The organism is Salegentibacter sp. T436 (assembly GCF_001932675.1).
In the GTDB taxonomy this organism is placed as follows: domain Bacteria; phylum Bacteroidota; class Bacteroidia; order Flavobacteriales; family Flavobacteriaceae; genus Salegentibacter; species Salegentibacter agarivorans.
In genome coordinates this window covers 1,554,522-1,578,762 of the sequence record NZ_CP012872.1, presented here as the reverse complement: position 1 = coordinate 1,578,762, position 24,241 = coordinate 1,554,522, and the positions used below count along the sequence as shown (strand labels likewise).

Annotated in this window: 14 protein-coding genes; 1 reads left to right on the top strand and 13 read right to left on the bottom strand. The window is 39.2% G+C overall.

Annotation, left to right across the window (positions count from 1 at the left end; genetic code table 11):
* Positions 1–192: 192 nt before the first annotated feature.
* On the top strand, positions 193–4,254 hold the full coding sequence (locus AO058_RS07050) for a hybrid sensor histidine kinase/response regulator transcription factor (RefSeq protein ID WP_075325808.1): 4,062 nt from the start codon (positions 193–195) through the stop codon (positions 4,252–4,254).
* Positions 4,255–4,279: 25 nt separating this feature from the next.
* Here the strand turns inward: AO058_RS07050 and AO058_RS07045 are convergent, their stop codons facing one another.
* The 13 genes from AO058_RS07045 to AO058_RS06985 all read right to left on the bottom strand — a co-directional run bounded on the left by AO058_RS07045 (position 4,280) and on the right by AO058_RS06985 (position 24,214).
* Complete coding sequence (locus AO058_RS07045; protein WP_075325807.1) at positions 4,280–5,395, bottom strand: alpha/beta hydrolase-fold protein; 1,116 nt, start codon at positions 5,393–5,395, stop codon at positions 4,280–4,282.
* 52 nt (positions 5,396–5,447) lie between these two features.
* The gene (locus AO058_RS07040; protein ID WP_075325806.1) at positions 5,448–7,361 is read right to left on the bottom strand and encodes an alpha/beta hydrolase-fold protein; all 1,914 of its coding nucleotides are present in this window, start codon (positions 7,359–7,361) and stop codon (positions 5,448–5,450) included.
* Between the two features lie 26 nt (positions 7,362–7,387).
* Positions 7,388–8,209, bottom strand: a complete 822-nt coding sequence (locus tag AO058_RS07035; protein ID WP_075325805.1) for a sialate O-acetylesterase — start codon at positions 8,207–8,209, stop codon at positions 7,388–7,390.
* A gap of 20 nt (positions 8,210–8,229) precedes the next feature.
* Entirely contained in the window at positions 8,230–9,537 is a 1,308-nt protein-coding gene (locus AO058_RS07030; RefSeq protein WP_083634139.1) for a glycosyl hydrolase family 8, read from the bottom strand.
* A gap of 43 nt (positions 9,538–9,580) precedes the next feature.
* On the bottom strand, positions 9,581–11,287 hold the full coding sequence (locus tag AO058_RS07025; protein ID WP_075325804.1) for a glycoside hydrolase family 43 protein: 1,707 nt from the start codon (positions 11,285–11,287) through the stop codon (positions 9,581–9,583).
* A 43-nt stretch (positions 11,288–11,330) separates the two neighbouring features.
* Positions 11,331–12,434: a glycoside hydrolase family 43 protein gene (locus tag AO058_RS07020; RefSeq protein WP_075325803.1), complete on the bottom strand. Its 1,104-nt coding sequence runs from the start codon at positions 12,432–12,434 to the stop codon at positions 11,331–11,333.
* A gap of 26 nt (positions 12,435–12,460) precedes the next feature.
* A complete protein-coding gene (locus AO058_RS07015) occupies positions 12,461–15,019 on the bottom strand; it encodes a glycosyl hydrolase 115 family protein (protein ID WP_075325802.1) in 2,559 nt (852 codons plus the stop codon).
* A 50-nt stretch (positions 15,020–15,069) separates the two neighbouring features.
* Positions 15,070–16,428 carry a glycoside hydrolase family 43 protein gene (locus AO058_RS07010; protein WP_075325801.1) on the bottom strand — a complete coding sequence of 453 codons (1,359 nt, stop codon included), beginning with the start codon at positions 16,426–16,428 and terminating at the stop codon, positions 15,070–15,072.
* Positions 16,429–16,463: 35 nt separating this feature from the next.
* The gene (locus AO058_RS07005) at positions 16,464–17,432 is read right to left on the bottom strand and encodes a glycoside hydrolase family 43 protein (RefSeq protein WP_075325800.1); all 969 of its coding nucleotides are present in this window, start codon (positions 17,430–17,432) and stop codon (positions 16,464–16,466) included.
* Positions 17,433–17,456: 24 nt separating this feature from the next.
* A complete protein-coding gene (locus AO058_RS07000) occupies positions 17,457–19,955 on the bottom strand; it encodes a glycosyl hydrolase family 95 catalytic domain-containing protein (RefSeq protein WP_075325799.1) in 2,499 nt (832 codons plus the stop codon).
* Between the two features lie 5 nt (positions 19,956–19,960).
* Complete coding sequence (locus tag AO058_RS06995) at positions 19,961–21,229, bottom strand: family 43 glycosylhydrolase (protein WP_232228897.1); 1,269 nt, start codon at positions 21,227–21,229, stop codon at positions 19,961–19,963.
* Positions 21,230–21,320: 91 nt separating this feature from the next.
* Positions 21,321–22,883, bottom strand: a complete 1,563-nt coding sequence (locus AO058_RS06990; protein ID WP_075325798.1) for a glycoside hydrolase family 43 protein — start codon at positions 22,881–22,883, stop codon at positions 21,321–21,323.
* Positions 22,884–22,888: 5 nt separating this feature from the next.
* On the bottom strand, positions 22,889–24,214 hold the full coding sequence (locus tag AO058_RS06985; RefSeq protein ID WP_075325797.1) for a glucuronyl esterase domain-containing protein: 1,326 nt from the start codon (positions 24,212–24,214) through the stop codon (positions 22,889–22,891).
* Positions 24,215–24,241 lie beyond the last annotated feature (27 nt).

Genomic DNA, 24,241 nt, shown 5'->3' with positions numbered 1-24,241 from the left:
AAGGATGAAAATAAGTATTTATTGGGGCGTAATTTTTATAAATCTCTAATAGATTGCTAATTTAAGAAAAAAATTATAACTTGTGGTCATACAAACCATAAGTTTTTTATGCTGCGCCAGTTTTAATGAAAAATTTCAATAATTAATTATTCTAAAAAAGTTCTACACCCTAAAAATTACGATGAGGTCTATATGAAAGCACCCAATTTTAAAGTAGCCTGTTTAAATAGATGCTATTTATTATTAACCATCCTTCTATTATCTCCACTCTTCAATTATGGGCAGGTAGGAAATCTATTTTCTACAGATGCAGAACTTTCCAGTAGTTTAATTAATCAAATCTTTCAGGATAGCAAAGGCTATATTTGGATTGCCACCGAAGATGGTTTAGACAGGTACGATGGGGCCAAATTTTCAATTTATAAACAAGAACGGGAAGATTCTACTTCAATCTTAAACAATTATGTAAAGTCCATATTTCAGGATAGTGAGGGTGTTTTATATTTCGGTTTTTTTAATGGTTTACAATATTTTGACAACGCTACTGAAGAATTCCATGAAATTCCTCTCTTAACGGAAGATAGTTCTGCCTATCCCGCGCACGTTACCACTATGCTTGAAAGAGAAAATGGAGAAATTTTAATAGGAACTTCTGGGCAGGGCATTTTAAAATTAAGCCAGGAGAATGGTAAACCTGTTGCTAGGAAGTTTCCCGAGATGGTTCCCACTTCGTTTCTTGAAAAAATTTTTGAAGATAGAAATGAAAATCTATGGGCCATAAGCCAGGATAAAGGGCTATTTAAAATAACGCGCGAAGGTAAAATCACCGAGTATTTTAATGAAAATGATTATGAAACTCAAATTTCCAGTATTACTCAAGATCAAAATGGGAATTTGTACGTGGGGAGTTTGAGTGCGGGTCTGTTTAAATATAACCGTGAAAAAGATAATTTTAAATTTATAGAAGACTCTAAAAATCTACCGGTAAAAACACTTTTTGTAAATAAAGAGAATGAAATTTTTGTGGGTACAGATGGGATGGGTTTAAAGATCTATGATCCTGTAAGAGAAAAAATGAGTGTGAACGATTTTAGCATTGCTAATTTCGATTTTAAGAAAACTAAAATTCACTCTATAATGCAGGATAAAGCCGATAATCTTTGGCTCGGTATTTATCAAAAAGGAGTTTTACTAATTCCAGATAAGGCCAATAATTTTAATTATATAGGCTATCAATCGGTAAAAAACAACATTATAGGTTCCAACAGCGTGGTATCTATATTTAAGGACAGGCAAAAGATTTTGTGGGTAGGTACCGATGGGGACGGATTATATGGTGTAACCGAAGATAAAAAACAGCGTTTTCATTTAGGTCAAAATGGGATACAGGGATCGGCGAGTATTATGAGCATTTTCCAGGATTCCGAAAATGAATTATGGATTGGCACGTACCTTAACGGTCTCGCAAAAGTAAATAGGGAAACGCAGGATTTAAAATATATTGAGCCTTTTAAAGACGACAAAAATAATACCGTAGAACGCGTCTATAATATTACTGAAGATAGCAAGAAAAATCTTTGGATTGGTACCCTGGGATACGGACTTTATTCTTATAATCTTGAAACCAAAGAAAGCACAAACCGTAATGTTATTGAAAATGGAGCCCCTTTTGACCAGTTATATAATAAATGGATTAACTGCTTACTCCTATCTAATACCAATAAGCTTTATATAGGTACTTATGATGGGCTTGCCACCCTGGATTTAGAGAAAAATAGCTACCTGAACCAAAAAGGTGAAAACCATATCTTAACCAATAAAATTGTTTACAGCCTATATGAAGATGAAGAAAATAATTTATGGATTGGAACTTCTGAAGGTTTATTTTACAAACCACATAACGATACTATTACCCAAAACTACACTATGGAGCAAGGCCTTCCCAGTGATGTAATAAGCGCGATAGAGGAAGACAGCAATAATAATTTGTGGATAAGTACCAATAATGGTATTTCAAAATTCGAACTTCAAACCAAAGAGTTTAAAAATTACTATTTCCGGGATGGGCTTCAGGGAAATGAATTCAATAAAAACGCGTCTTATGCTGAAGCTAATGGTCGCCTATATTTTGGAAGCACCAACGGTATCACTTTTTTTGATCCTTCAGAAATAACTTCAAAAGGAAGTGATGTAGATTTAAGAATTACAGGATTTTATCTTCAAGACGAACCGGTAAAAAAAGGAATGAAATCTGGTTCTTATTCCATAATAGAAAAAGCAATTACTGATGCTGATACTATTGAACTGGCTCATAACGATAACGATTTTAGTATTGAATTTTCTTCGTTTGCATTCAAAAACCAGCAGTGGATTACGTATTCTTATTCCCTTAATTCAGAAAACTGGATAAAATTAAGACCTGGGATGAATACCGTAACCTTTAATAACCTTGAACCTGGGACCTATAATTTTAAAGTAAGAGCTAAAGATTATGGAGAATACTCCAACGAGCAGGAACTTAGCATAATTATTCACCCGCCCTGGTATTTTTCAAGCTGGGCCAAATTAGGCTATTTATTACTGCTTATTGTTATTTCTTATGTTATAGTGCAGGAAATATTACAGCGACGTAAAACAAAGAATGAGTTACAGGAACATTTACGCGCAGAACAGATTAATGAAGCTAAGCTGCAATTTTTAACTAATATTTCTCACGATATAAAAACCCCAATTTCCTTAATTATAAATCCGTTAAAAAAACTTATAAAATCCGATACCGAAGAAGATCGCCAAAAGCTCTATAAAATTATGGAGCGAAATTCTGAGCGGATTTTGCATCTTTTAAACCAATTAATTAATGCCCGAAAATTTGACCAGGGAAAAATTGAATTGAAATTTCAAAAAACTGAAATAATAGGTTTTGTAAAATCTATAACTTCACTTTTTGACGACCAGATTGAAAGTCACGGAGTCAAATTCGAGATTAATCATCCAGATTCAGAAATAACAGCTTATATAGATCCAAATCATTTTGATAAGATAATTCAGAATTTAATTTCCAATGCTATAAAATTCACTCCCCAAAATGGAACTATTGAAGTGAATATAGGCACTCATGAAAAAAAGAACCAATTTTACATTAGCGTAAAAGATAACGGCGTTGGCATCAAGGAAAGTGAACTAAATAACGTCTTTAACCGTTTCTACCAGGTCTCTAATAATGAAAGCAGACAGTTTGAAGGTACAGGAATAGGCCTGCATTTAACCAAATCTATAGCCGAACTTCACCACGGCACCGTTAAAGTTGAAAATAATAAGAACCAGGAAGGTTGTAAGTTTATAATTAGCGCACCCTTGGGAAAAAGCCATTTAAAAAAAAGTATGATTGCTGAAGAAACTTCTGCCACTTCATATCCTAACAAAGAAACTCATGCCATACATATTATTCCTAATAGAGAGGAAGTAAAAAGTCCTTCAGAAAAGAATAAACCTACCGTTTTAATAGTTGATGATGATGATGAAATAAGAAATTATATCGCTATAGAATTACAAAACCATTACAACATTATAAAAAAAGAAAACGGAAAATTAGCTCTTCCCGAGGTGATTAAAAACGCTCCCGATTTAATAATTAGTGATGTAGTAATGCCCGAAATGGACGGTATAACGCTTACGAGAAAAATCAAAAAGAATATTCATACCAATCATATCCCTGTAATTCTTTTAACGGGTAAAACCGATAAGGAAACCAACCTGGAAGGGCTGGAAATAGGTGCAGATGCTTATATCAACAAACCCTTTAATATAGATATCTTAAAAAAGACGGTAAAAAATCTCATTAAAAACAGGAATGTTTTAAAGAACACTTATTCCGGAAACCAATTACACGAAGAGAAAATTAAGCATATAGATCTAAAATCTGGTGATGAAACCCTGGTTGAAAAATTTATGGAAGTTGTAAATAATAATATAAGCAATCCAAATTTAAATGTAGAAATGGTTGCTTCAGAATTAGGTATAAGTCGGGTTCATCTTTATCGTAAATTAAAACAGCTCACCAACCAATCAGCTGGAGAATTAATCACGAATATCAGGCTGAAAGAAGCTGCCAATTTACTGATTTCCAAAAATATTAATATAGCTGAAGTAGCCTACGCGGTTGGTTTTTCCAGCACGTCAAAATTTTCAACCAGGTTTAAAGATTTGTATGGAATGCCTCCAACAAATTACCGGCAAAAGCAAAAACACGCTTAATTAACTTTAAAAAAGAGTCAATAATTTAATCCTCAGCTTGAAATAACAACGGAGCGAGCTGGTGTAAGCTACGACGCCAGGTATGGAATTCGTGCGCTGTTCCATCAGAAATGTATGAAACCGCATTAAAACCTTCCTTTTGCAATTCAGAAACTGCACTTTTTACGGCATCAGGTCTTTCCTTACTGCCGGTACTAATAAAAATTAATTCAGGCTTGGTTCTATCCTCGAGTTCCTTCGGTTCATAAATACCTCCACTAAACAGAGCGTAGTGAGAAAACACATCAGGCTTGTTTAGGGTTATAAGTTTTGTTTCAAAAGCTCCCATAGAAAGGCCAGCCATTGCACGGTTTTCCTTATTGGCTTTTGTTCTGTAATGAGTATCTATATAAGGAATTAATTCGTTTACCAACACCGTTTGAAAAGGCTTGATATCGAAGTCTTCTAAACCTCCAAATTCTATTTCGTTGGTCATGCCATAGGTCATCACTATGATAAAAGGTTTTGTTTTTCCTTCCGCCAGCAGGTTATCTATAATAAGGTTGGCACGCCCCTGATTGGGCCAGGAAGTCTCATTTTCGCCATACCCGTGTTGTAAATATAAAACCGGATAGTCTTTCTGTGGTTCCAAATCATACTCGGGTGGTGTATAAACAAAAGCTCGCCGCGAAGTATCGGTACTTTTTGACGGAAAAAGGATTTGTTCAACCTTACCGTGCGGAACATTTTTTAAAGCAAAGAATTCCTGATCTTGAGCCGGCACTTCAATACCGCTTCCCCAGCGATTTGCTCCATAAAAATATAGACTCCCGGGATCGGACACAGAAGCTCCATCTATGTTTAACTGATAATAGTGAAAACCTACATCCTGCGGTGCCGATTCACCTGTCCACACTCCTTCTTCATCTTTTTCCATATCGTATTTCACCCCGCCAATATCCAATTGAACCTTTTGGGCTTCAGGAGCAGATATTTGTGTGCGAACCTGTCCTTTCTCGTTAACCATAGGATATTCACTACCCGGCTGATTTACCGGGGAGGGTTTAAACTCTTCCTCATTGTTCCTCCCTTGACTCTGTGCAATTCCAGGGTGAAACAAATAGGCTAAGCTTAGAACGAGTATTAATTTATAGTGTTTCATAATAAGTATTTTAAATGTTAATAATTAGATTAGCCTATCCAGAAAAATCTTCTTATTTGAACAACAGCGGTGCAAAAGAATATAGGTTGTGGCGCCACACAGGCCAGGTATGCCCGCCGGGATATTCACTATAATCATACTTTATTCCAATCTCGTCAAATTTGGCCATCATCACTTTATTATTGTTGTATGCTATGTCTTCCTCGCCGCCCATAGAGATCCAGAAAGACTCCAGGTTACTATTAATGGTAGCTGCATTTTCTTTCATAAAAGCATATTCAGGCCTGGTAAGCTCAGGATTATTTGTAAACCAGCCGGAGCTAAAAACTCCTAAATGAGAAAACATATCTGTATTTCGAATACCTGCGTATAAAGTTTGAAGCCCACCCATAGAAAGTCCGGCCAGGGCTCTGTCTTCTGCACCCGCTGCCACACGATAATTATTTTCTACAAATGGAATTACTGCCTTCTTCAGTTCCTTCTCAAAAGTTTGAAGAGATTGCTGAAAGGAATTACGGGAGCCTAAATTTCCGTCCATCATTACCACCAGCATAGGTTCAGCTTTGTTTTCAGCAATAAGGTTATCCAGAATCAAATCTGCACGTCCCTGGGTAGACCAGCCGCGTTCATCCTCACCTCCACCGTGCAACAAATATAACACCGGGTAATCTTCATTTGAAGCGTCGTACCCTGGAGGAGCATAAACATACATTCTGCGCCAGCTATTAGTTACTTCTGAAAAATAGCGTTTAATCCGTACATCCCCGTGCGGTACATCCCTTAAGGCATAAAATTCTCCCTCCCGGGATGGAATTTCAATCCCGCTTGCCATTCTACCCATTCCATAAAAGGTTTCGCTGGCAGGATCGGCTACGGCTACATCATCTATAACCAAAGAATAATAATGAAATCCCTGGCCTATAGAATCTGTAGTAACCGTCCAGGTTCCGCTGGAATTTTTTTTCATATCATATTTACGCCCAAGATCTATCTGCATCTTTTGTGCTTCCGGTGCATCTATACGGAATCTTACACGATTGTCCGGTAAGATTTGAGGATACTCTGCAGAACGAATATTTGTTGAAGACGGAGTTCCTAAAACCGTGTATTTTGAAAAAGATGACTCATCTAACGGTTTAAATAAAAACTGGCTAAACACATAGAGTCCGTTCTTCCAGACTTTAAAATCGTGTCCGCCGCGCTCCAGATAGTAAATGTGCGGCACTTCTTCCTGGAAGAGATAATTATGAGTACGCCGGCTTATATTGATGAGATCATCTTTATCGCCACAGGAAATAAAAAGCAATTCCAGTTTTTCTTTTGCTTCCTGTGGATTAGGTAACAGTACTTCAGGTTCTTTGGTGTTGGGTGCAGCCGAAAAAGCGCCTACCCAGGCAAATTTATCAAGATTCCCCAGGCCAAAATTCAGGGATTGACCACCACCCATGGAAAGCCCCGCAATAGCTCGATTTTCACGATCCTGCAAAACCGGGTAGTTCTTTTCAATAAAAGGAATTAGATCATTTAATAAATCTTGTTCAAAACGACTAAAAGCTTCAATCTTATCGGGTGCAAATATATTTCCTTCGGCGCGGTCGTTTTTCATTGCCCTTCCGTTAGGCATTACCACCAGCATGGGTTCAAGCCTATTTTCATCATAAAGATTATCAAGAATTATCTGTGGGTTAGCTCCCTTTAACCATTCTTTTTCATCTCCGCCAATACCGTGAAGCAGGTATAACACAGGATATTCTTTCTCCTCTGAAAAACCCGGTGGCGTATAAATTAATGCTTTTCGGGTATTACCTACCGTTTTAGACGAATAACTAAAAGTGTCTATTTTTCCTTTTGGAATATCTAATCGTTCTTCATCAAAACCCTGAAGCATTTCTTTAGAAATCTCCTGCGCCGATGAGGAAAGTCCTAACATCAGGAGAAAAATTAATAGCGTACTGAATTTTTTCATAGTCCAAATAGTTTAAATGTTATCAATTACTTCAAGAGCGGAAGCATTTTTTCGGCATAACGTTCCCCTAATTCCCTATATCCTGCTGCTGAAAAATGTAAACCATCATCCACGGCTTCACAATCTTCAGAAGAGACTATGTGCGCGTTTGAAATTTTCTTTGGAAGCTTTGCAAGTATCTTATTCATACTGGCACATTTGCCTCCTTGTTCTTTTGAAACCATTTCTCCCGCGATAAGCGGAACTTCTTCAGCATTTAAATTCAGATCCTTTAGTAAGTTTTCATAAACGGCCTTCACTTTTTCGGGCCACTGTTCATCCCCGGTATTAGATTCTCCCTGGTGTAAAAGTATTCCTTTAATCACCCCCTTTTGCTGGGCTTTTCTCGCCAGATCTACTAAATGACCATAAGGATTCCCCTTATATTTTTTAATAGCCGGTAGCATCCAATCGGGAGCGTTGGCAACATATTCTTTATGATTCTCTTTATCGAATAATTCAATTTTACATCCTCCAACGGCAACATTAATCACTCCCACTTTTACATTTTCAGGTAGATTTTGAATCATAGTTCTTCCAAAATAATCGGTTGGACTTAACCCGGTATCGCACCTTGACAAAGGCGGAACCGCGGTATACCATTTTCCTGCTTCACGCCCCAATTCCGGGCAATCTACACTTTGCAGCACCTGGAATCTTTCGTTCCCAACAGTGTCCCGGGCTTCAAATTTGGCGTGCCCTTCCATATTAGACTGACCAAAACTTAAATACACGTGAAAATTGGAATCCTGTGCAAACCCAATCGATCCGGTTAGTAAAAGTGCTATTAGAAAATATATTGCTTTCATATTAGTTTATCAATCAGATTTTAGTTTGCTTGTGGAGTTATGATCTGGTAATTGCCACTTAATTGCATTAGGCTAAACAGGTAAAGAAGTCCGTCAAAATAAGGATCAAAATAGCCATCGTCATAAGGTTCTAATTTTGCGTCCCAAATTTCATCTACAAACTTCCAGCCTTTGGGATGGGTAGTCATTAGAGAGGCCGTAGCAGCAGTAGAAACAAGGCCAAGCGAATGCCTTAACTTCTGAAAGCCTCCCGCAGGAAGTATCCAATCTGGAGTTGAGCCATCTATATTATATTGATCTGCATAAGTTTCCAGCCCCTCACAGTACAGAAAGTTTTGGAAACGGTGTGCATATTGTTGTTGCCATTCCCTGTCTTTAGCAAACCAGCTATAATCCATGGCAATATTAAAAGGCACACGCCAGGAATCATATCTAAATGCATCCCCCATTTTTCCTCGGCTGTGAGGTTCTCCGCTAAATTCAGCATAATCTGGAGTTAAACCGGTTTCAGGATGGGTTGCGCGATGAAGAAAAGCCCTTGCTGTATCGGCAGTTGCCCTGTAAAATTCCTCACGACCATCATTGGCATATTCTGCCCAAATTTCAAAGAATGCCGGAACGTGATAAGAAGGGTCTGTCCAGTTATACCCGCCATCGTGGGGTACAAAAGTTATTTGTTTATGCTCCTCATTGAGTACATTCCTAACGCCATCAGTACCTTCTTTACTCCACATAGCATCCAGAATTCTCCTGGCTTCGGCGTAATAATCTATTCCGGTTTCATTCCCCCAAAGATTAGAAGCGAAAAGCAGTGCAGTTACAAAGAATAATTCCCCATCTGAAGCTGATCCTTCGGCATTCTTTTTTCCCGTTTTTGGATCAACACTCCAGGCAAAATAAGCTTCGCTGGGTCCTTCCTGGTGCTGCATATATTTCACAGTCCATCGCCACAGTTTATCAAACATTTCCTTTTTATCAAACTGAACAGCTACCATTAATCCGTAAGAAAGACCTTCGGTACGGGCATCTTTATTTTTAAGATCAGATACATATGCTAAAGAATCCTCTACTTCAAAATATACCCTATTTGGGCCTTCAAAGACATCGTAATAAGCCTTTTTCAGTTTTGCATCAGTCGCGGCTTGAGAATAACCGGCTTCTAAAAATAGGTTCCTATATTCCCCGGTTTCCCAGGCACCTTTCTCCCAGGGCTTCATTTTACCCCGGGGATCTTCAACTTTTTCCTCACAATCTTGCGCGACGATATTTCCTGATAATAACATCAAGCCGACGAAAAATAGCATTGATAAATAAACTCCCTTCTTCATATTCCCATTGTTGTTAATTCATATTAGAACTTTTTACTGCATCTTATTCTGGCACTGCATCGTTTGCCGATGTTGCGTACAACCCAATCATATTCCCGGTAAAGCCTCCCGCTACATTAGTCGAAAGAATATCTCCTGACACGATACCTCCCAAGTTCTCGAAATTTTCGCTATCTAAAGCATAGCTGAATTGATAATCGTCCTCCTCTGCTTCTACTCTAAGTTTCAGTTCGTCTTTTAATTCTATTTCTTTACTGGCTAAGATTTCAGAAGACCCATCTTCTGTTCTTTCCAATACCAAATAATATTTCTTATTTTTTCTGGTAATCCCAAAAACATAATTGAAGGTTTCGCTTTGCACTGCTGTTAATCCGGCTAAATCATTTTCAGATTTAGGCTTGTAACTCATAGTGGTTGTAAACATAAAATCTTTATGCTGCTGGCGGTGAAATAATGTGGAAGTAGGTTTAACCTCCTTAATATTCACATCAAATGGATTAATTTTAAGTCCTTTATTAGTGATTTCGATGAAATCTTCACGAGGTCCTCTCAAACCAATCCACCGATAATCCAGGTGTTCAGAAGAAAAATCTTCGGTATAAGTAAAATTACCATTTGGAAAATAATCGTCTTTGCCGGTCTTATTTTCAACACCTTCGGGCATTTTGAGTTTGGGTTCCATAGGAATTAATCCATTCTCAAAAACGGGAAATTTCCCAGACCAATCTACGGGCAAAATAAAGGTTTCCCTACCCGTATTTACCTGATTTTTTTCATTAGGACGAATTCCTAAAAACACCCCGTAGTATTTATCATCGGGTCCAACCACCAAATCTGCGTGACCTGCCCAATCTACCATGTTCTCTCTGTTTTTATCTAAATATCTTTGCGATAAAATAGGGTTAGATGGTGCCGGCTCGTAAGGTCCCATTGGATCTTCACTTACAAAAATAACTTCACTATGCCAACCACCGGTACCACCTTCGGCACACATTAAATAATAAAGACCATCCTTTTTATAAATATGGGGTGCTTCAATCCAAATTGGTTTATCTGCCAGGTCTACTCCGCCATTTACAATAATCTTATCGGTTCCTTCTATTACCTGATCGTTTTCCACATCATATTCCCATATTTTAATTACACGATGGCCCGGATATAATTCTTCGCCTTCATCTGGTGCATCATTATGTGTTACATAAGCTTTCCCGTCGTCATCAAAAAAGATTGCAGGATCTATTCCACCAAAATCAAGTTTAATAGGGTCGCTCCACCCCTTTTTAGGATCCTGGGTTTTAACGACTATATTACCAAAACCGCCCGCGAATTGGGTAGTGATCATATAAAAAGTGTCGTTATGAGGATTATAGCGAATATCTGGAGCGTAAATTCCCGCGCTTATCCCGGTATCGTGTACTTTTAGCTGGGATTTTCGATCCAGTACGTGACCAATTTGAGTCCAGTTTACTAAATCATTGGAATGAAAAATTGGCACTCCCGGAAACAAAGCAAATGAAGAGGAGACCAGGTAGTAATCATTCCCTTTTCGGGCTATAGCGGGATCGGGATACATTCCCTGTAAAATTGGATTGTAAAATTCATCTTCTTCCAACGGGTTGTCCTTATAAACATCGTCATCACCTTCGTAAACTGCGCTTGAAAATACCGGCACATTTTTCTGGGCACTACAACCTGTAAAGACAAATAAGGCTAATAGTAGCTTGATTAGATTTAGTTGATTTTTTTTCATTTCTTAATTTTATTTTTTTGATATTAATTTAAGGTTAAGAAGGTTAATATTTTACTTTTTGCTTTGTCCAGGTAGGTCCGTATATATGGAAAATTCCATCTTCGAAGTAAATAGGTTCAATCCCCATTTGAGGATTTTTTTCCCATTCCTTAAGTTCCTGGCTATAAGGATAAGGCCTATTTTCATACATTAAGTAATGACAAGAAGTCCATAAATTGCCATCGGGGCCTTCAAACAAAGCGTTATGGCCGGTTTCTGCATAGGGATCTTCACTATCCTGAAATTCTAAATCGTCGTAACCTCCACCAATGGCCAATTCTTGCCTATATCCCTTTTTGCGCGTACCAAAGATTGGTTCTCTTGAAGCAAATTCCCAGGGACCTAAAGGGGAATTCGATTTTAATAATCCGACTTCATACCCCCGGGTCCAGGATGAAAAAAACATGAAATAAGTACCATCCCTTTTTATTACAAAAGGACCTTCAATTCCTCCAATTAACCAATCGGGATTTCCTTCACTATCCTTAGCCAAAAATTTCTCTATTTCTCCTCTTTCCAGTTCTCCGCTTTGCAGGTCTATTTTAGCTTGAAAAAGTCCATTTCCACTACAATACAGATAGGTTTCCCCGTCTTCGTCTTCAAACAGCGTAGCATCGTTGTTGTATTGATCGGTTAAAGGTCCATTCACAAGTTCATATGGTCCCGTAACCTCATCGGCAGAAAACAACCAAATGCTGTGTGTATTCATACCTTTTGGATCGTCTTTGGTGACTTTTCCACTATTAACGGTTAACCAGTATTTCCCCTGAATGTAATGAATCTCCGGAGCCCAAAAACGACCGTTGTAAGGTGAGTCCTCGGGAAGTTTTTCTGCATCGATTAACCAGGAATGATGTTCCCAATTAACAAGATCATCTGAAACTAACAGCCTAACCCCGGGATTAGGGCCCGTCCAAATAGGTTGGGAGGTGCCGGTGCTATACCATTTATCACCTACCTTAATGATAAAATGGTCTCTCATTGAAATTTCGGCGTCTCTAGTTATAGGATTCGTATATTCAAATACAGACTCCAGGGAATCAGTTTGCGTTTGGGAAAAGCCATTTTGCAAAATAAAGAGCAGTAAAATAAAAAGTTTATAGTTCATAACAAGTAATTTTAATTAAAGTAGCTTTATTCCTTATTATATGGAGTCTCTTCCATATTTAAAAAGGTTTCTTCATAACCTCCCAGATCAATAATAATCTTACGAAGAACAACACCGGGGTCTAAAGGTTTAAACTTTAAAGTATGTACATCCTGCTGTTTGTCTATTGTTAATTCAACCTCTTTTTCAATTATCCTTGCAGCCGCTGCAGGGTACATTTTAGAATAATTATTTTCCCAGGTAAGATCTTCGTTTATATTTATAACTTTTTCGGCCTCATTATCAATAGCAATACTTACGCTATGACCATTATCCTTAAACGGTAGTGTACTATCAAAAATCAATTTAACCTTTACCTTATCATCTTTTGAATCAAATTTTAATTTGTACTCTAAGTAGGTATCATTGGTAGATTCAGTGTAAGGCATAAGCGCTATACCTGAACGTGTTCTCCCCAAGTTGGGAATAATAGTCCAATTCGTATTTTTTGAAGACTTCTTACTATAAAAATGTTCTGCTTCGATTACGATTACATCATTCTTTTCTTCAAACACAAATCCTTCGGTTTTACTCATAGTGGAATCAACTCTTTTTACTTCTGGCATTATGTTTCCTTCTTCCGGTTCATCCCAGGTGGTATAGCCTATATGAGTTTGATCCATCATATGATTCCATTTTCCATTAGACATTTTTAAATTATAATCGGCGGAAAGCAGAGAGTCTCTCTTAAAAGTCTGTTCTACTCTGTTTGCCCAATAGTTTGCTTCCAAATCCTCTTCGGCAGCAAATTTCTTATTCATCGCTACAGAATAATACATATCATACAGATTCGCCATAGCTCTCACCGGATGTAAAATCAATTGCTTGTAAGCTGGTTTTTGCGCTTCCGAAATATCTTCGTGATATTGTCTCAAAGCTCTTGTCTCAAGAGCCATATATTCATCCCTAACTTTTTTGAACTCTCCGCTTTCAAGGTTATAGGTATCCTCATCAAGCATTTCAGCAGTAATGCGACTGTTGTACTTTGTATAGGTATCGAGTATTTCAGCTGCTTCCTTAGCAACCTCATCTCCAAATTTTTCGGCGCAAAATTTCTCTATGTAATTGAAAAGATTATTAGCAGAAAAACTTTTCGGCGACCAGGCCATATTCAGGAAGAAATCCATAGGAAATTCATTGGGTTTAAGATCTCCTACATTAAGAATCCAAATTTCATCAACCCCATAATCGTAGGTAAGCTGTAATTGCTCCCACATATGCTGAATTTGGGTCATATTAAGCCACTGATAGGCTCTGGGAGCACCGTGTAAATCTACGTGATAATACATCCCATAACCTCCCGGGTGAGGTTCTTCATTCAAATTAGGTAGGCGTCTAACATTTCCCCAATTATCATCTACTAAAAGTATTGTCATATCTTCCGGAACATCCATCCCCTGATCATAAAATTCTAAAACTTCGCTGTAAAGTGCCCATAGCTGTGGAGTCTCTTCTGCTGGCTTCCCGGTAACCTCACTAATGATCTCCCGTTGATCTGCCATAATTTTCCTCAACATCTTAAAATTTTCCTCGGCGCTTCCGGCATCTTCCATGGGTATATCACCATCTCCGCGCATAGACATGGTCACTATATTCTCGTAATCCTTGTTACGCTCCATCCCATCTCTCCAAAAATCTTTTAAACCTTCTTCATTGGTTTGATAGTTCCATTCACCATTTCCATATTCCTTCCTATGGTTACCCCATTCTTTTTGCGCGCGCATCATTGGCTCGTGGTGTGAAGTCCCCATCACAATACCGTATTCATCGGCAACTTTAGGGTTTAGTGGGTCATCTTCATTAAAGGCTTTCCCCCACATTGCAGGCCATAAATAATTGGCTCTTAAACGAAGAAGTAATTCAAACATATGCGCATACATCTCACTATTTATACCCCCGAATTTCTCCCTTGCCCAGGTACCAAATGCAGGTTCTTCATCGTTAATAAAAATTCCTCTGTATTTTACTTTTGGTTCTTCTGAAGTGTATTTACCAGCTTTAACATAGGCTGAAGCTCTTTGTTTTACAGGCACATCGGCCCACCAGTACCAGGGTGAAACTCCAAGCTGACGGGAAAGCTCATATATTCCATAGATAGTTCCGCGCATATCACTACCCGCTATAATTAAACTATCTTCGGTAGCCCTGATAGTAAAACGTTCCCAACTATTTTGTATCTCCTCCATATCTAATTCGCCCGAAGAAACCAAATTGTCTATAAGGCTACTTCTGCCAATTGTTCCAATAATGACTTTTTTATCAGCTGTATTAGAAGAAGTGGAAAAAGCAGGTTTTATGCCAGTTACTTTATCTATGTCGCTTTGAAGGTCTCCAATGGCCCGAACCACCCCTGCGTGATCACTTTCATCAAATTGAATTGTAGCGACTTCCCTGGAAGGTGAAACGATAGAAAAGTCATCATCTTTTTCAGGTTCCTCTATAATTATTTCTTCCGGTAACGCACCTATTTGCTGTGCCTTTGCCGCAAAACTCACCAACAGCAAAATTAGTAATAGACTGCATTTACACTTAATCACTCTCATCATTTATTACTTTCTATAATTGTTATTTTTAATTTTCTAATTTTCACCTTCTTCTATTCTGAAAACATCCAATAATCGAAATAGAGAATCTCAGCAGCGGCTTTTCCTTTAAACACAAAGTACACATCGTGAACCCCGGATATTTCTTCAGTAATATCAGAAGAAACCAACGCCCAACGATCATCACCTCCGGTTAGGGGAACTTCTATTTCTGCTATTTTCTTTCCACTTTCTCTACCTAACCGAACTTCTAAACTGACATTGCCATTATGGGTGGTTCCCACTCTGGCTGTAAATTTTGAAGCACCATCTTTTCTGAAATCTACTTCCCGAACCATTGAAAAAGAATTATTGCGCGTGGCTACAATGAAATTTCCAACCACATCGTTTTCTCTTGATTTTAGACCTTGAGACCAGGCAATTGTTTCAGCTTCGTTTTTAACGTATGGGTTTAAATTTTGTAATGCTTCATTAATTCCATCGGTCATTTTCATTTGTTTTACTGAACCATTTTCATTAAAATTCATTTCTTCTACGGCTACAGATCTTGTAAATCCGCTTCCACCCGGAAGCGCGGCATTGTGATAAAAGAAGTAAGTATTTCCTTTAAAATCCACAATTCCGGGATGGTTGGTAAAAGCACCACCTTCCTGCGGCATTATTACACCCTGGTATTTATAAGGTCCGGTTATATTTTTACTTGTGGAATATCCAATATGTTCCGGTATTGGCCCGGCAGCGAAAAATATATAATAAGTGGCATCTCTTTTATAAAGCCAGGGACCTTCTTCATAGGTTGTTGGCCTCCTGGTATTTTCTTCGCCTTCTCGCTTACCAAAGCCATCAGTAGTATTGGGAATTTGGGTTATTTCGCCTTCATAACTAATCATATCCTCATTTAGCTTGACATAATAGGGTACCGGATTTCCCCAGAATAAATATGCCTGCCCATCGTCATCAATAAAAACTGATGGATCTATATCATCCTGACTTTTGCTTATTAGGGGTTTTCCAAGAGGATCAATAAAAGGACCGTAAGGGCTATCGGCCACGGCAACGCCAATACCATTTTTCCCTTCCCTGCTTGTTATAGGTACGTACATATAAAATTTATCGTCCCTTTCTATGGCCTGCGGCGCCCAGGCGTTTCTTCCCGCCCATTCAAAATCGTCATATGCGAGTACTGCACCATGGTCTGTCCAATTTACCATATCTTCGGTGGTATATAAACGCCAGTCGTTCATCGTAAACCAGGTAGATTCATCTTCGTCGTGAGAAGTATATAAATACAGTTTATCATTATAAACCATCGGAGCAGGATCTGCCGTAAAGTTGGTTTGAACAATTGGGTTTTGTGAGATACCGGCCTTAAAAACTAGCATAAGAATAAGGCATAGTAAAGTTTTTTTCATTGTAGTGTTGTTTTTCCTTTAGCAATTAAGAATGATTATTCTACGGCTTCTACTCCTTCTTTTGTTTGTTCCACCTTCTGAATAGTACCATCTTCATTGTAATACATATAATCTAAGGTTATTGAACGTCGATAACTTCCTCCAGTTGGTAAAACCCCATTATGGTAAAAGAAATAATCTTTTCCTTTATACTCGATAATACCGGGATGAATAGTAAAACTATTGGGTGCGCTGTCTGCTAATATTCCACGATATTCCCACGGGCCTTCCGGACTATCTGAGGAAGCGTATTCAACTCTTTCGCGCTCTTCTCCCTGACTGGCATATACTAAATAATACAGACCTTTTCTTTTGTAAACCCAGGGACCTTCTATAAAATTTTTTGGATTATAATATTGGATCTCCCCATCTAATTCAATCATATTATCTTTTAATTTCACCATTTTGAGGCTACCATTACCCCAGTACATATATGCCTGGCCGTCATCATCTACAAAAACCGAAGGATCTATATCATCCCACCCATGGGGATTATCGGTGGTCATTTCGTTGTAGATCAAGGCTTCTCCTTTGGCATCCTTAAATGGACCTAATGGGGAATCGGCAACCGCTACTCCTATGGCTGCACCCCCATCGCTTCTATCATCATCCTTATGAAATGTAGATACATAGAAATAAAATTTACCGTCTCTTTCTGCCACCTCAGCCGCATAAGCATCTCCGGTTGCCCAGGAGAAATCTTTTGGCGAAAGCTTAGGACCATGATTGGTCCAATTCTTCATATCGGTAGAAGAAAAAACAAGCCAATCCTTCATTTCATAGTTGGTGGAAGATACCGAGGCCGTATCGTGGCTGGTATATAAATAAACCGTATCGTCATAAACCAGCGGTGCGGGATCTGCAGTAAAAACATCTGTTATAATGGGGTTTTGGGCGTTTAGAAGCTGAGGTGCATTTATCACAAACATTCCCAATAATGCGAGCATTTTAAACTTTTGTTTCATAATTTTATATTTATTCGGTTATGGTCATTTTTTAATCTCTATTGTGTATTGTTCTCCTTTAGTAGTTTCTAGATCGTATTCATAAATCTTCTGAATTTCAACGGGTGGTAAATCAGCTTCTTCTGAAATAAGCGTTTGCTTAATTTCCGGGAGAGTATAGAATTTATTCGGATTATCACCTTTGGCTTTTTCCAATCCTTCGCCTTTCAATGGAGCATATGATCGAATTCTAACAACACCACCTAATTCAGATTTAATAATAACATTGTCCGGCTTATTATTCTCCCACTCAAGAGCTACTTCAAAACCTCCACGAGCTCTTAAACCGGAAATTTTTCCTTTGCTCCAGTCTGCAGGTAATGCAGGCAGAATATGAATGGCGCCATCGTGACTTTGTAAAAGCATCTCAGCAATCCCGGCTGTGCAACCAAAATTTCCGTCAATTTGAAAAGGAGGATGGGCATCAAAAAGGTTGGGATAAGTACCTCCTTTTTCGCTGTGGCCTTCCTGCATCGAAGGGGTCAACTGATCTTTTATTAATTTGAGCGCGTGATCCCCGTCAAGTAATCTCGCCCAAAGATTCACCTTCCAGCCCATAGACCAACCGGTAGACTCATCTCCCCGAGCCAACAAAGATGTTTTTGCAGCCTCAAATAATTGCGGGTTTCGGTACGGGGAAATCTGGTTTGAGGGATAAAGTCCGTATAAATGAGAAACGTGCCTGTGATCGCTGTTAGGATCATCCCAATCTTTCATCCATTCCTGTAATTGTCCCCAACTTCCAATTTGCATTGGAGGTAATTGCTGAAGTTTTTCATTTAATTCGGCTATAAAATCTTTATCATCTCCCAGGATTTCAGCGGCTTTTGCTGTTCTTGAAAAAAGGTCGAAGATCAGCTGATTATCCATTGTGGCTCCATAAGTCAATGAAGATTCGGGATGTGCGGTTGGTGCGTGTTCCGGGGAAATGGAAGGAGAGACCACCAGCCAGTTGTTATCCGGCTCCCTGATCATAAAATCGAGGTAAAATTTAGAAGCCTCTTTTACTATAGGGTACACAGATCTCAGGAATTCTTTATCTCCTGAAAAATCATATTTGTCAAACAAATGCTGGGAAAGCCAAACCCCTCCCATTGGCCACATTCCCCAGTAGGAACCGTCTATCGCACCCGTCATTCTCCAAATGTCTGTATTGTGGTGCATCACCCAGCCTTCTGCACCGTACATATCTTTGGCGGTTTTTCTTCCGACTTCTGAAAGCTCTTTCACCATTTGGATCAATGGCGCGTGAAATTCCGGAAGATTTGTGATTTCCGCCGGCCAGTAATTCATTTCCGTATTAATATTTACGGTGTACTTGCTATCCCAGGCAGGAGTTAACTGATCATTCCAGATTCCCTGCAAATTGGCGGGTTGAGTTCCAGGTCTGGAAGAGGTAATTAAAAGATAGCGTCCAAACTGAAAATATAGGGAAACAAGGGCTGGATCATTTCCAGTTTTGAAATTTATGATCCTTTCATTGGTGGGTAGCTTCGCAGCTTCAGTTTCACCTAAATCAAGGGACACCCGATTGAAATAGGTTTGATAATCTTCCAGGTGCGTTTTGTAGATCTCTGCTGATTCCTTTTTTTCTATTGCTGAAAGATATTCTTCTGCTTTTGCTTCCTCATCAATTCTGAGATCTTTATAGTTTTTAAAATTAGAAGCGATGGAAATATATAGCGTAGCACTATTGGCATTCTGAATTTTAAGAGCTTCATTTTCTGAAGTAATTTTTCCGCCTTCAGTCTGAATTTTAGTGATCGCCAGGAATTCAACTTTGCCTTCTATTCCCTCGAAATCGCTGGTCTTACCCCGTAGTTTTAATTTCCCATTTTCAGCTGAAATTTCGGCACCTCCGGGACGATCCATCGTAGCTGAAAAATTTAAGGTTCCGGGTTTATCTGCCGTAATTTGTACCACGATCACCTGATCGGGATGGGAAGCGAAAACTTTGGTTTCATAACCAACACCTTCAACTGTATAGCGAGTTGTGGTAACCGCAGTCTCCAAATCCAATTCCCGGTAATATTTAGTGTAATTTTGGTGATTCAGAAAAGATAATTTCAGGTTCCCTGCGGTTTGGTAAGGCATTCCGTGGGAAGTTTTGCTTATGAAATGCTGATTAACGAGCTCCTGGGCTTCTGCGCTTTTTCCTTCAAACAGAAGTTTCTGAACTTCGGGTAAATAGGTTTTGGCTTCAGGATTATCATTCCGGTTAGGTTGTCCTGCCCAGATCATATTTTCATTTAACTGAATAACCTCTTCCTGTGGATCTCCATAAACCATTGCGCCCAATCGCCCGTTTCCTACGGGAAGTGCCTCTACCCATTTTTCAGCAGGTTTATTATACCAGAGTTTCAATTGGGAATCTTCCTGACTCCAGGATTGAAAAGGTGAAATCAAAAACAGTATTCCCAGCAATACGGAAAATCCAATACTGGAATAACTATTTGTTGAAATTTTGATCTTACCAATTCCCATATCTTCTATTTTTCAAATTGAACCCAGTCAACCTCAACTCCGTCACCATTTTTAAGTTGCACGAGCAGATCCTGCACAGCTGTTGCTTCAGATCTTACAGGAGTCGAAAAAACCTCCCAATTTCCACCTTTTTGGATGGTAACTTCAGCAATCTCCTTATCGTTCTCACCTGCAAGTTTCAGCGCTACAGTACCACCAGTTAAAGATCTTGCCCTGATTTTGACATTTTTGGGACCCTCAGCACCAAAATCAATCCGGTTATATTTCACCCAGGCATCAGGTTTATTTAATACCACTTTCCAACCCTGAAAAGGATCAAGCCGGTCTAAAAATACCGAAGCAGCTCCATAGTTGCTTTTCGCACTATAGCGGTCTATCTGAATTTTAGAAGTACTGGAGGTAATTCCCACTCCGCGTTTGGTTGGAATCACTTTTTTGATATTTCCATTCTCTTCAAAGAACAAACTATCGGCACGAATAGAGCGGTTTTTATCAAAATCGGGGGAAAGATCATTATCGTGATAGAATAAGTACCACTGATCTTTATAATTCACGATGGAATGATGATTGGTCCAGGTACCCGAAGCGGATTCATCCATAATAACCCCCTGGTGGGTAAAAGGTCCCATCGGATTATCGGAAGTGCCATATTCAAGCCTTTCAGTATTGTTGGCAACGTGCGGATAAGTCATATAATAAGTGCCATTTCTTTCAAAAACAAAAGGTCCTTCAATATGCCCTTTTTGAGGGATCTCCTCGAAGGTCTTTATTTCTGAATCCAGCTCCAGCATATTATCCTTCAGTTTCGCACCATAAATTTTTCCACGGGACCAATACAGATAAGCCTGCCCGTCTTTATCAATAAAAACATTGGGATCTATGCCTTCTACGCCCTGAATGTGGTTTGGCTGTGGCTTATAAGGTCCTTCAGGCTTGTCGGCGACTGCCACACCGATTGAAAAACCTTTTTCCCCGTCTCCGGCATCTTTGAGTCTGGTAGGAAAATAGAAGTAAAATTTGCCATTTTTGGATACCGCATCAGGCGCCCACATACTGTAAGCCTTAGGATCGGCCCAGGGAACATCTTTTTGATCCAGAATTTTTCCGTGATCTGTCCAGTTGGTAAGATCTTCCGAAGAAAACACGTGGTAATCAGCCATATTGAACCATTCGGCACGGCCTTCGCCTTCCGGCGGCACAATATCGTGGGAAGGAAATACATATAGCTTTCCATTAAATACCCTTGCCGTAGGATCTGCTGTAAACTGATCCATAATCAGCGGATTTTGTGCAAAAGCATTTACTGACAGGAAAAATACTATCAGGCTCAGTGATATCGTTTTCGGGATATTCAAATTTTTCATTTTAATTATTTTTTTCAGCTTCAATTTTAAAGTAATCGAAATCTACGTGCCCACCTACTTCTTTTGTAGCGTAATTGAACAGCGCAAACCTGTACCCCATAAAGTGCGGAAGCGTGTAAGACATTTTAAGCTCGTTGCCAATAGTTTTCCAGTTTTCACCATCAAGGCTATAATAAAATTCTGCTGTATCTTTCCTGTCTTGAAAATCCCCAACGGCCTTAAGGTAAAGCTCCTCCTGATCTAACGGAATGCTTTCAACCTCTACAGGCTCTTCGGAAGCTCCATTGACCATAATAATGTGCTTCTTGTTATTCTTCATTTTGGCCCCTACAAATCCAAAATTCTTCTGAAGTACACCAAGCCCTGCATAATCTCCCTCCTTCATTCCGGAAAGATCCACTTTAGTTATGCCCGTACTCTCTGGACCAATGGTTCTTTGGGTTAGGGTGTTTCGGGTATTTAAAAATGAAGTATCTACCCTGTCTGTAGTTAATCTTAAATAACCTCCACGGTTTTTTACAGACCAGTAATCATTTTGAGGATTGTGATTCCATTGCCAAACCAGAGGCAAATCTCTGTCTCCAGGTTTTCTGTCAAAATCATCTGAAGCCACAATTCCCGGGATCCATCCTTCATTTGCGGGTAGGTCCAGGGTTTCAGGCACTTTGCCATCTTCACCCAAAATTGGCCAGCCATTTTCCCATTTTACAGGAACCAGGTAAGGAATACGCCCTACTGCTCCATAATCCCGAAATAAATATGCAAACCAATCCCCTTCCGGCGTATCAATTAAACCACCCTGTGCGACGCCTTTATCCTGAAAAGCAAGTTTTCCTTCGTAAGGTCCGGTAATTTTATCGGCTCGATGAATAATCACCGTTCTCATCCCGTCCCTTGGCCAGGCGATGTTGAACAAGTAATACTTTCCGTTAGCCTTAAATATTTGAGATCCTTCCGCAGGAAGAATATAATTAGAACCTATAGGTTCAGTAGCATTTTCAATTAGAACCCGCTCTGTACCTTCCTTAACTCCTGAAAGATCATCTTTAAGCTCTACTATATTCAGTTTTCCTCCACCCCAAATGAGGTAAGTCTTTCCGGTGTCATCAAAAAATAAGGTGTTATCGTGAAGAGACGGGCTAAAAGAAATCTCTTCAAAAGTGCCATTTTCAATATCTTTTGTTTTGAAAATATAAGTTTTCCCTGTGGTGCTCGAAAAAGTAGAAACGTAAAAAGTATCATTATGGTAACGAAGGCTGCTTGCCCAGGAACCTCTTCCGTAGGCGTTTTCACCATTTTCAAGATTCAGGGCATCTGTATCTCCCAAAGTATTGTAAGCGTAATTTACTATTTCCCAGTTTACCAAATCGGTGGATTGCATAATCGGCACCCCGGGATTCATATGCATCGTAGTGCTGCTCATATAAAAGGTATCACCAACCCTGATTATAGAAGCATCCGGTACATCGGCGTGGATGATAGGATTTTGAGCCTGCTGTTGTGCAACGACTGAATTTCCTATAAACAGGCTTAAAATTATAATGAGTAGATTTCTCTTTTTCATATTCTTTATTTGAAATAGGGTTTGGCAAATTCTATAAAATATGGCCAGTTAGGCACTACGGTATGACCGCCCTCGTGTATTCTAAAAACGAGTTTACCTTCAGATAAAAACTCCCCAACTTGAGGAAATTCAGTTTTTGATAGTCCTTTTTCATCATAGATTTCATAAGCAGGACTCGCGTGGACTCCGGCTAAAAACATCCCTTTGGCGTCTATCCAGTTTCCTTCAACTTTAGGATCTCCACTACTGATAAAAACAGGTCGTGGCGCTGCAAGCGCAATCAAATGATGGGCATCTACCGGAAGGTCTTTTGTTTCTAAAGGACTTCCGTATTTTATAAAATTGGGAGCAAACCAGTGGTATTGTGAAGTGGAGACCAAATTCTCTACCTGTTCCCCAAAATTGCGCCGCAGAATCTTTGTACCACCTGCTCCGGCAGAGCCTATAAATCCCACAGCAAATCTATCATCGTAGGTCATAGTGACCATTGCAGCTTTCCCGTAGCGGGAAAGTCCTTCTATAGCCACTTTTTTTGAATCAACTTTTGAATAATTTTCAAAATAATCAAGCGCACGGCCGGCACCCCAGGCCCAGGCTTTCAAAGCACCCCAATCATCTAATTTTCGAGGTTTGCCTTTATTCACTAATCCGATGATTCCCTGTCTAAGTCCGGCGCCATTATCGGCTTGATAACTTGTTGGGATCAGACTGGCATAGCCCCAGTTTTGAGCCAGTAATTGTTCCTGCCAGGGTTTTTCCTGCTCGGGCTCTGGAAAAAACCCCGCTGGAAAATTCCAGTCGAATTTCAAGATTACCGGCACTTTTTTATCTGTATTTTTTGGAAGGGTCAGGGTCATCTCGATTTCAACGTCAATTTTGGGATAGGCAGAGTTATCTACCACTCCCAAAAGTTCCTCAACCTGCACTGGGTATTCACCAATAATTGAATCTTTTCTGGAAACAACTTTCCAGTTTACAGCAGGGATATTTTTGGGGAATCTTCCATAAACTTCGGCATTAAAATCTTCTTTGATCTCCTGCCTGCGCTTTTCCCATTCAGAAACTGAAGTGACTTTTGATCCATCTTTAAAAACCAAAAGCTCTGGCAAGTTATAATCTACAACTTTAGATTCATCGGAATTTGCGGCATTAGGATCGTTGGGATTTCCGGAAGGTCCGTGCCGCAAGGATTCTATTCCTAATTCCTTCAGCATTAATTGATGATCCTGCGTACTTAAACGATAAATACTGTCCCGCTCCTCCTGAGAAAACTGCGCTATCGATTGAGTGACGCAGCTAAAAAAAACGATAATGACAAATAATTGTTTCATTTTTAATGTTTTACAGGAGGAGGAACC

Coding starts and splice junctions, on each gene's coding strand:
- AO058_RS07040 (WP_075325806.1), bottom strand. CDS start 7,361: ATGAAAAAATTCAGTACGCTATTAATTTTTCTCCTGATGTTAGGACTT.
- AO058_RS06995 (WP_232228897.1), bottom strand. CDS start 21,229: ATGGATCAGTTTACAGCAGATCCTACGGCAAGGGTATTTAATGGAAAG.
- AO058_RS06985 (WP_075325797.1), bottom strand. CDS start 24,214: ATGAAACAATTATTTGTCATTATCGTTTTTTTTAGCTGCGTCACTCAA.
- AO058_RS07045 (WP_075325807.1), bottom strand. CDS start 5,395: ATGAAACACTATAAATTAATACTCGTTCTAAGCTTAGCCTATTTGTTT.
- AO058_RS07020 (WP_075325803.1), bottom strand. CDS start 12,434: ATGAACTATAAACTTTTTATTTTACTGCTCTTTATTTTGCAAAATGGC.
- AO058_RS07015 (WP_075325802.1), bottom strand. CDS start 15,019: ATGATGAGAGTGATTAAGTGTAAATGCAGTCTATTACTAATTTTGCTG.
- AO058_RS07030 (WP_083634139.1), bottom strand. CDS start 9,537: ATGAAGAAGGGAGTTTATTTATCAATGCTATTTTTCGTCGGCTTGATG.
- AO058_RS07035 (WP_075325805.1), bottom strand. CDS start 8,209: ATGAAAGCAATATATTTTCTAATAGCACTTTTACTAACCGGATCGATT.
- AO058_RS06990 (WP_075325798.1), bottom strand. CDS start 22,883: ATGAAAAAGAGAAATCTACTCATTATAATTTTAAGCCTGTTTATAGGA.
- AO058_RS07050 (WP_075325808.1), top strand. CDS start 193: ATGAAAGCACCCAATTTTAAAGTAGCCTGTTTAAATAGATGCTATTTA.
- AO058_RS07000 (WP_075325799.1), bottom strand. CDS start 19,955: ATGGGAATTGGTAAGATCAAAATTTCAACAAATAGTTATTCCAGTATT.
- AO058_RS07025 (WP_075325804.1), bottom strand. CDS start 11,287: ATGAAAAAAAATCAACTAAATCTAATCAAGCTACTATTAGCCTTATTT.
- AO058_RS07010 (WP_075325801.1), bottom strand. CDS start 16,428: ATGAAAAAAACTTTACTATGCCTTATTCTTATGCTAGTTTTTAAGGCC.
- AO058_RS07005 (WP_075325800.1), bottom strand. CDS start 17,432: ATGAAACAAAAGTTTAAAATGCTCGCATTATTGGGAATGTTTGTGATA.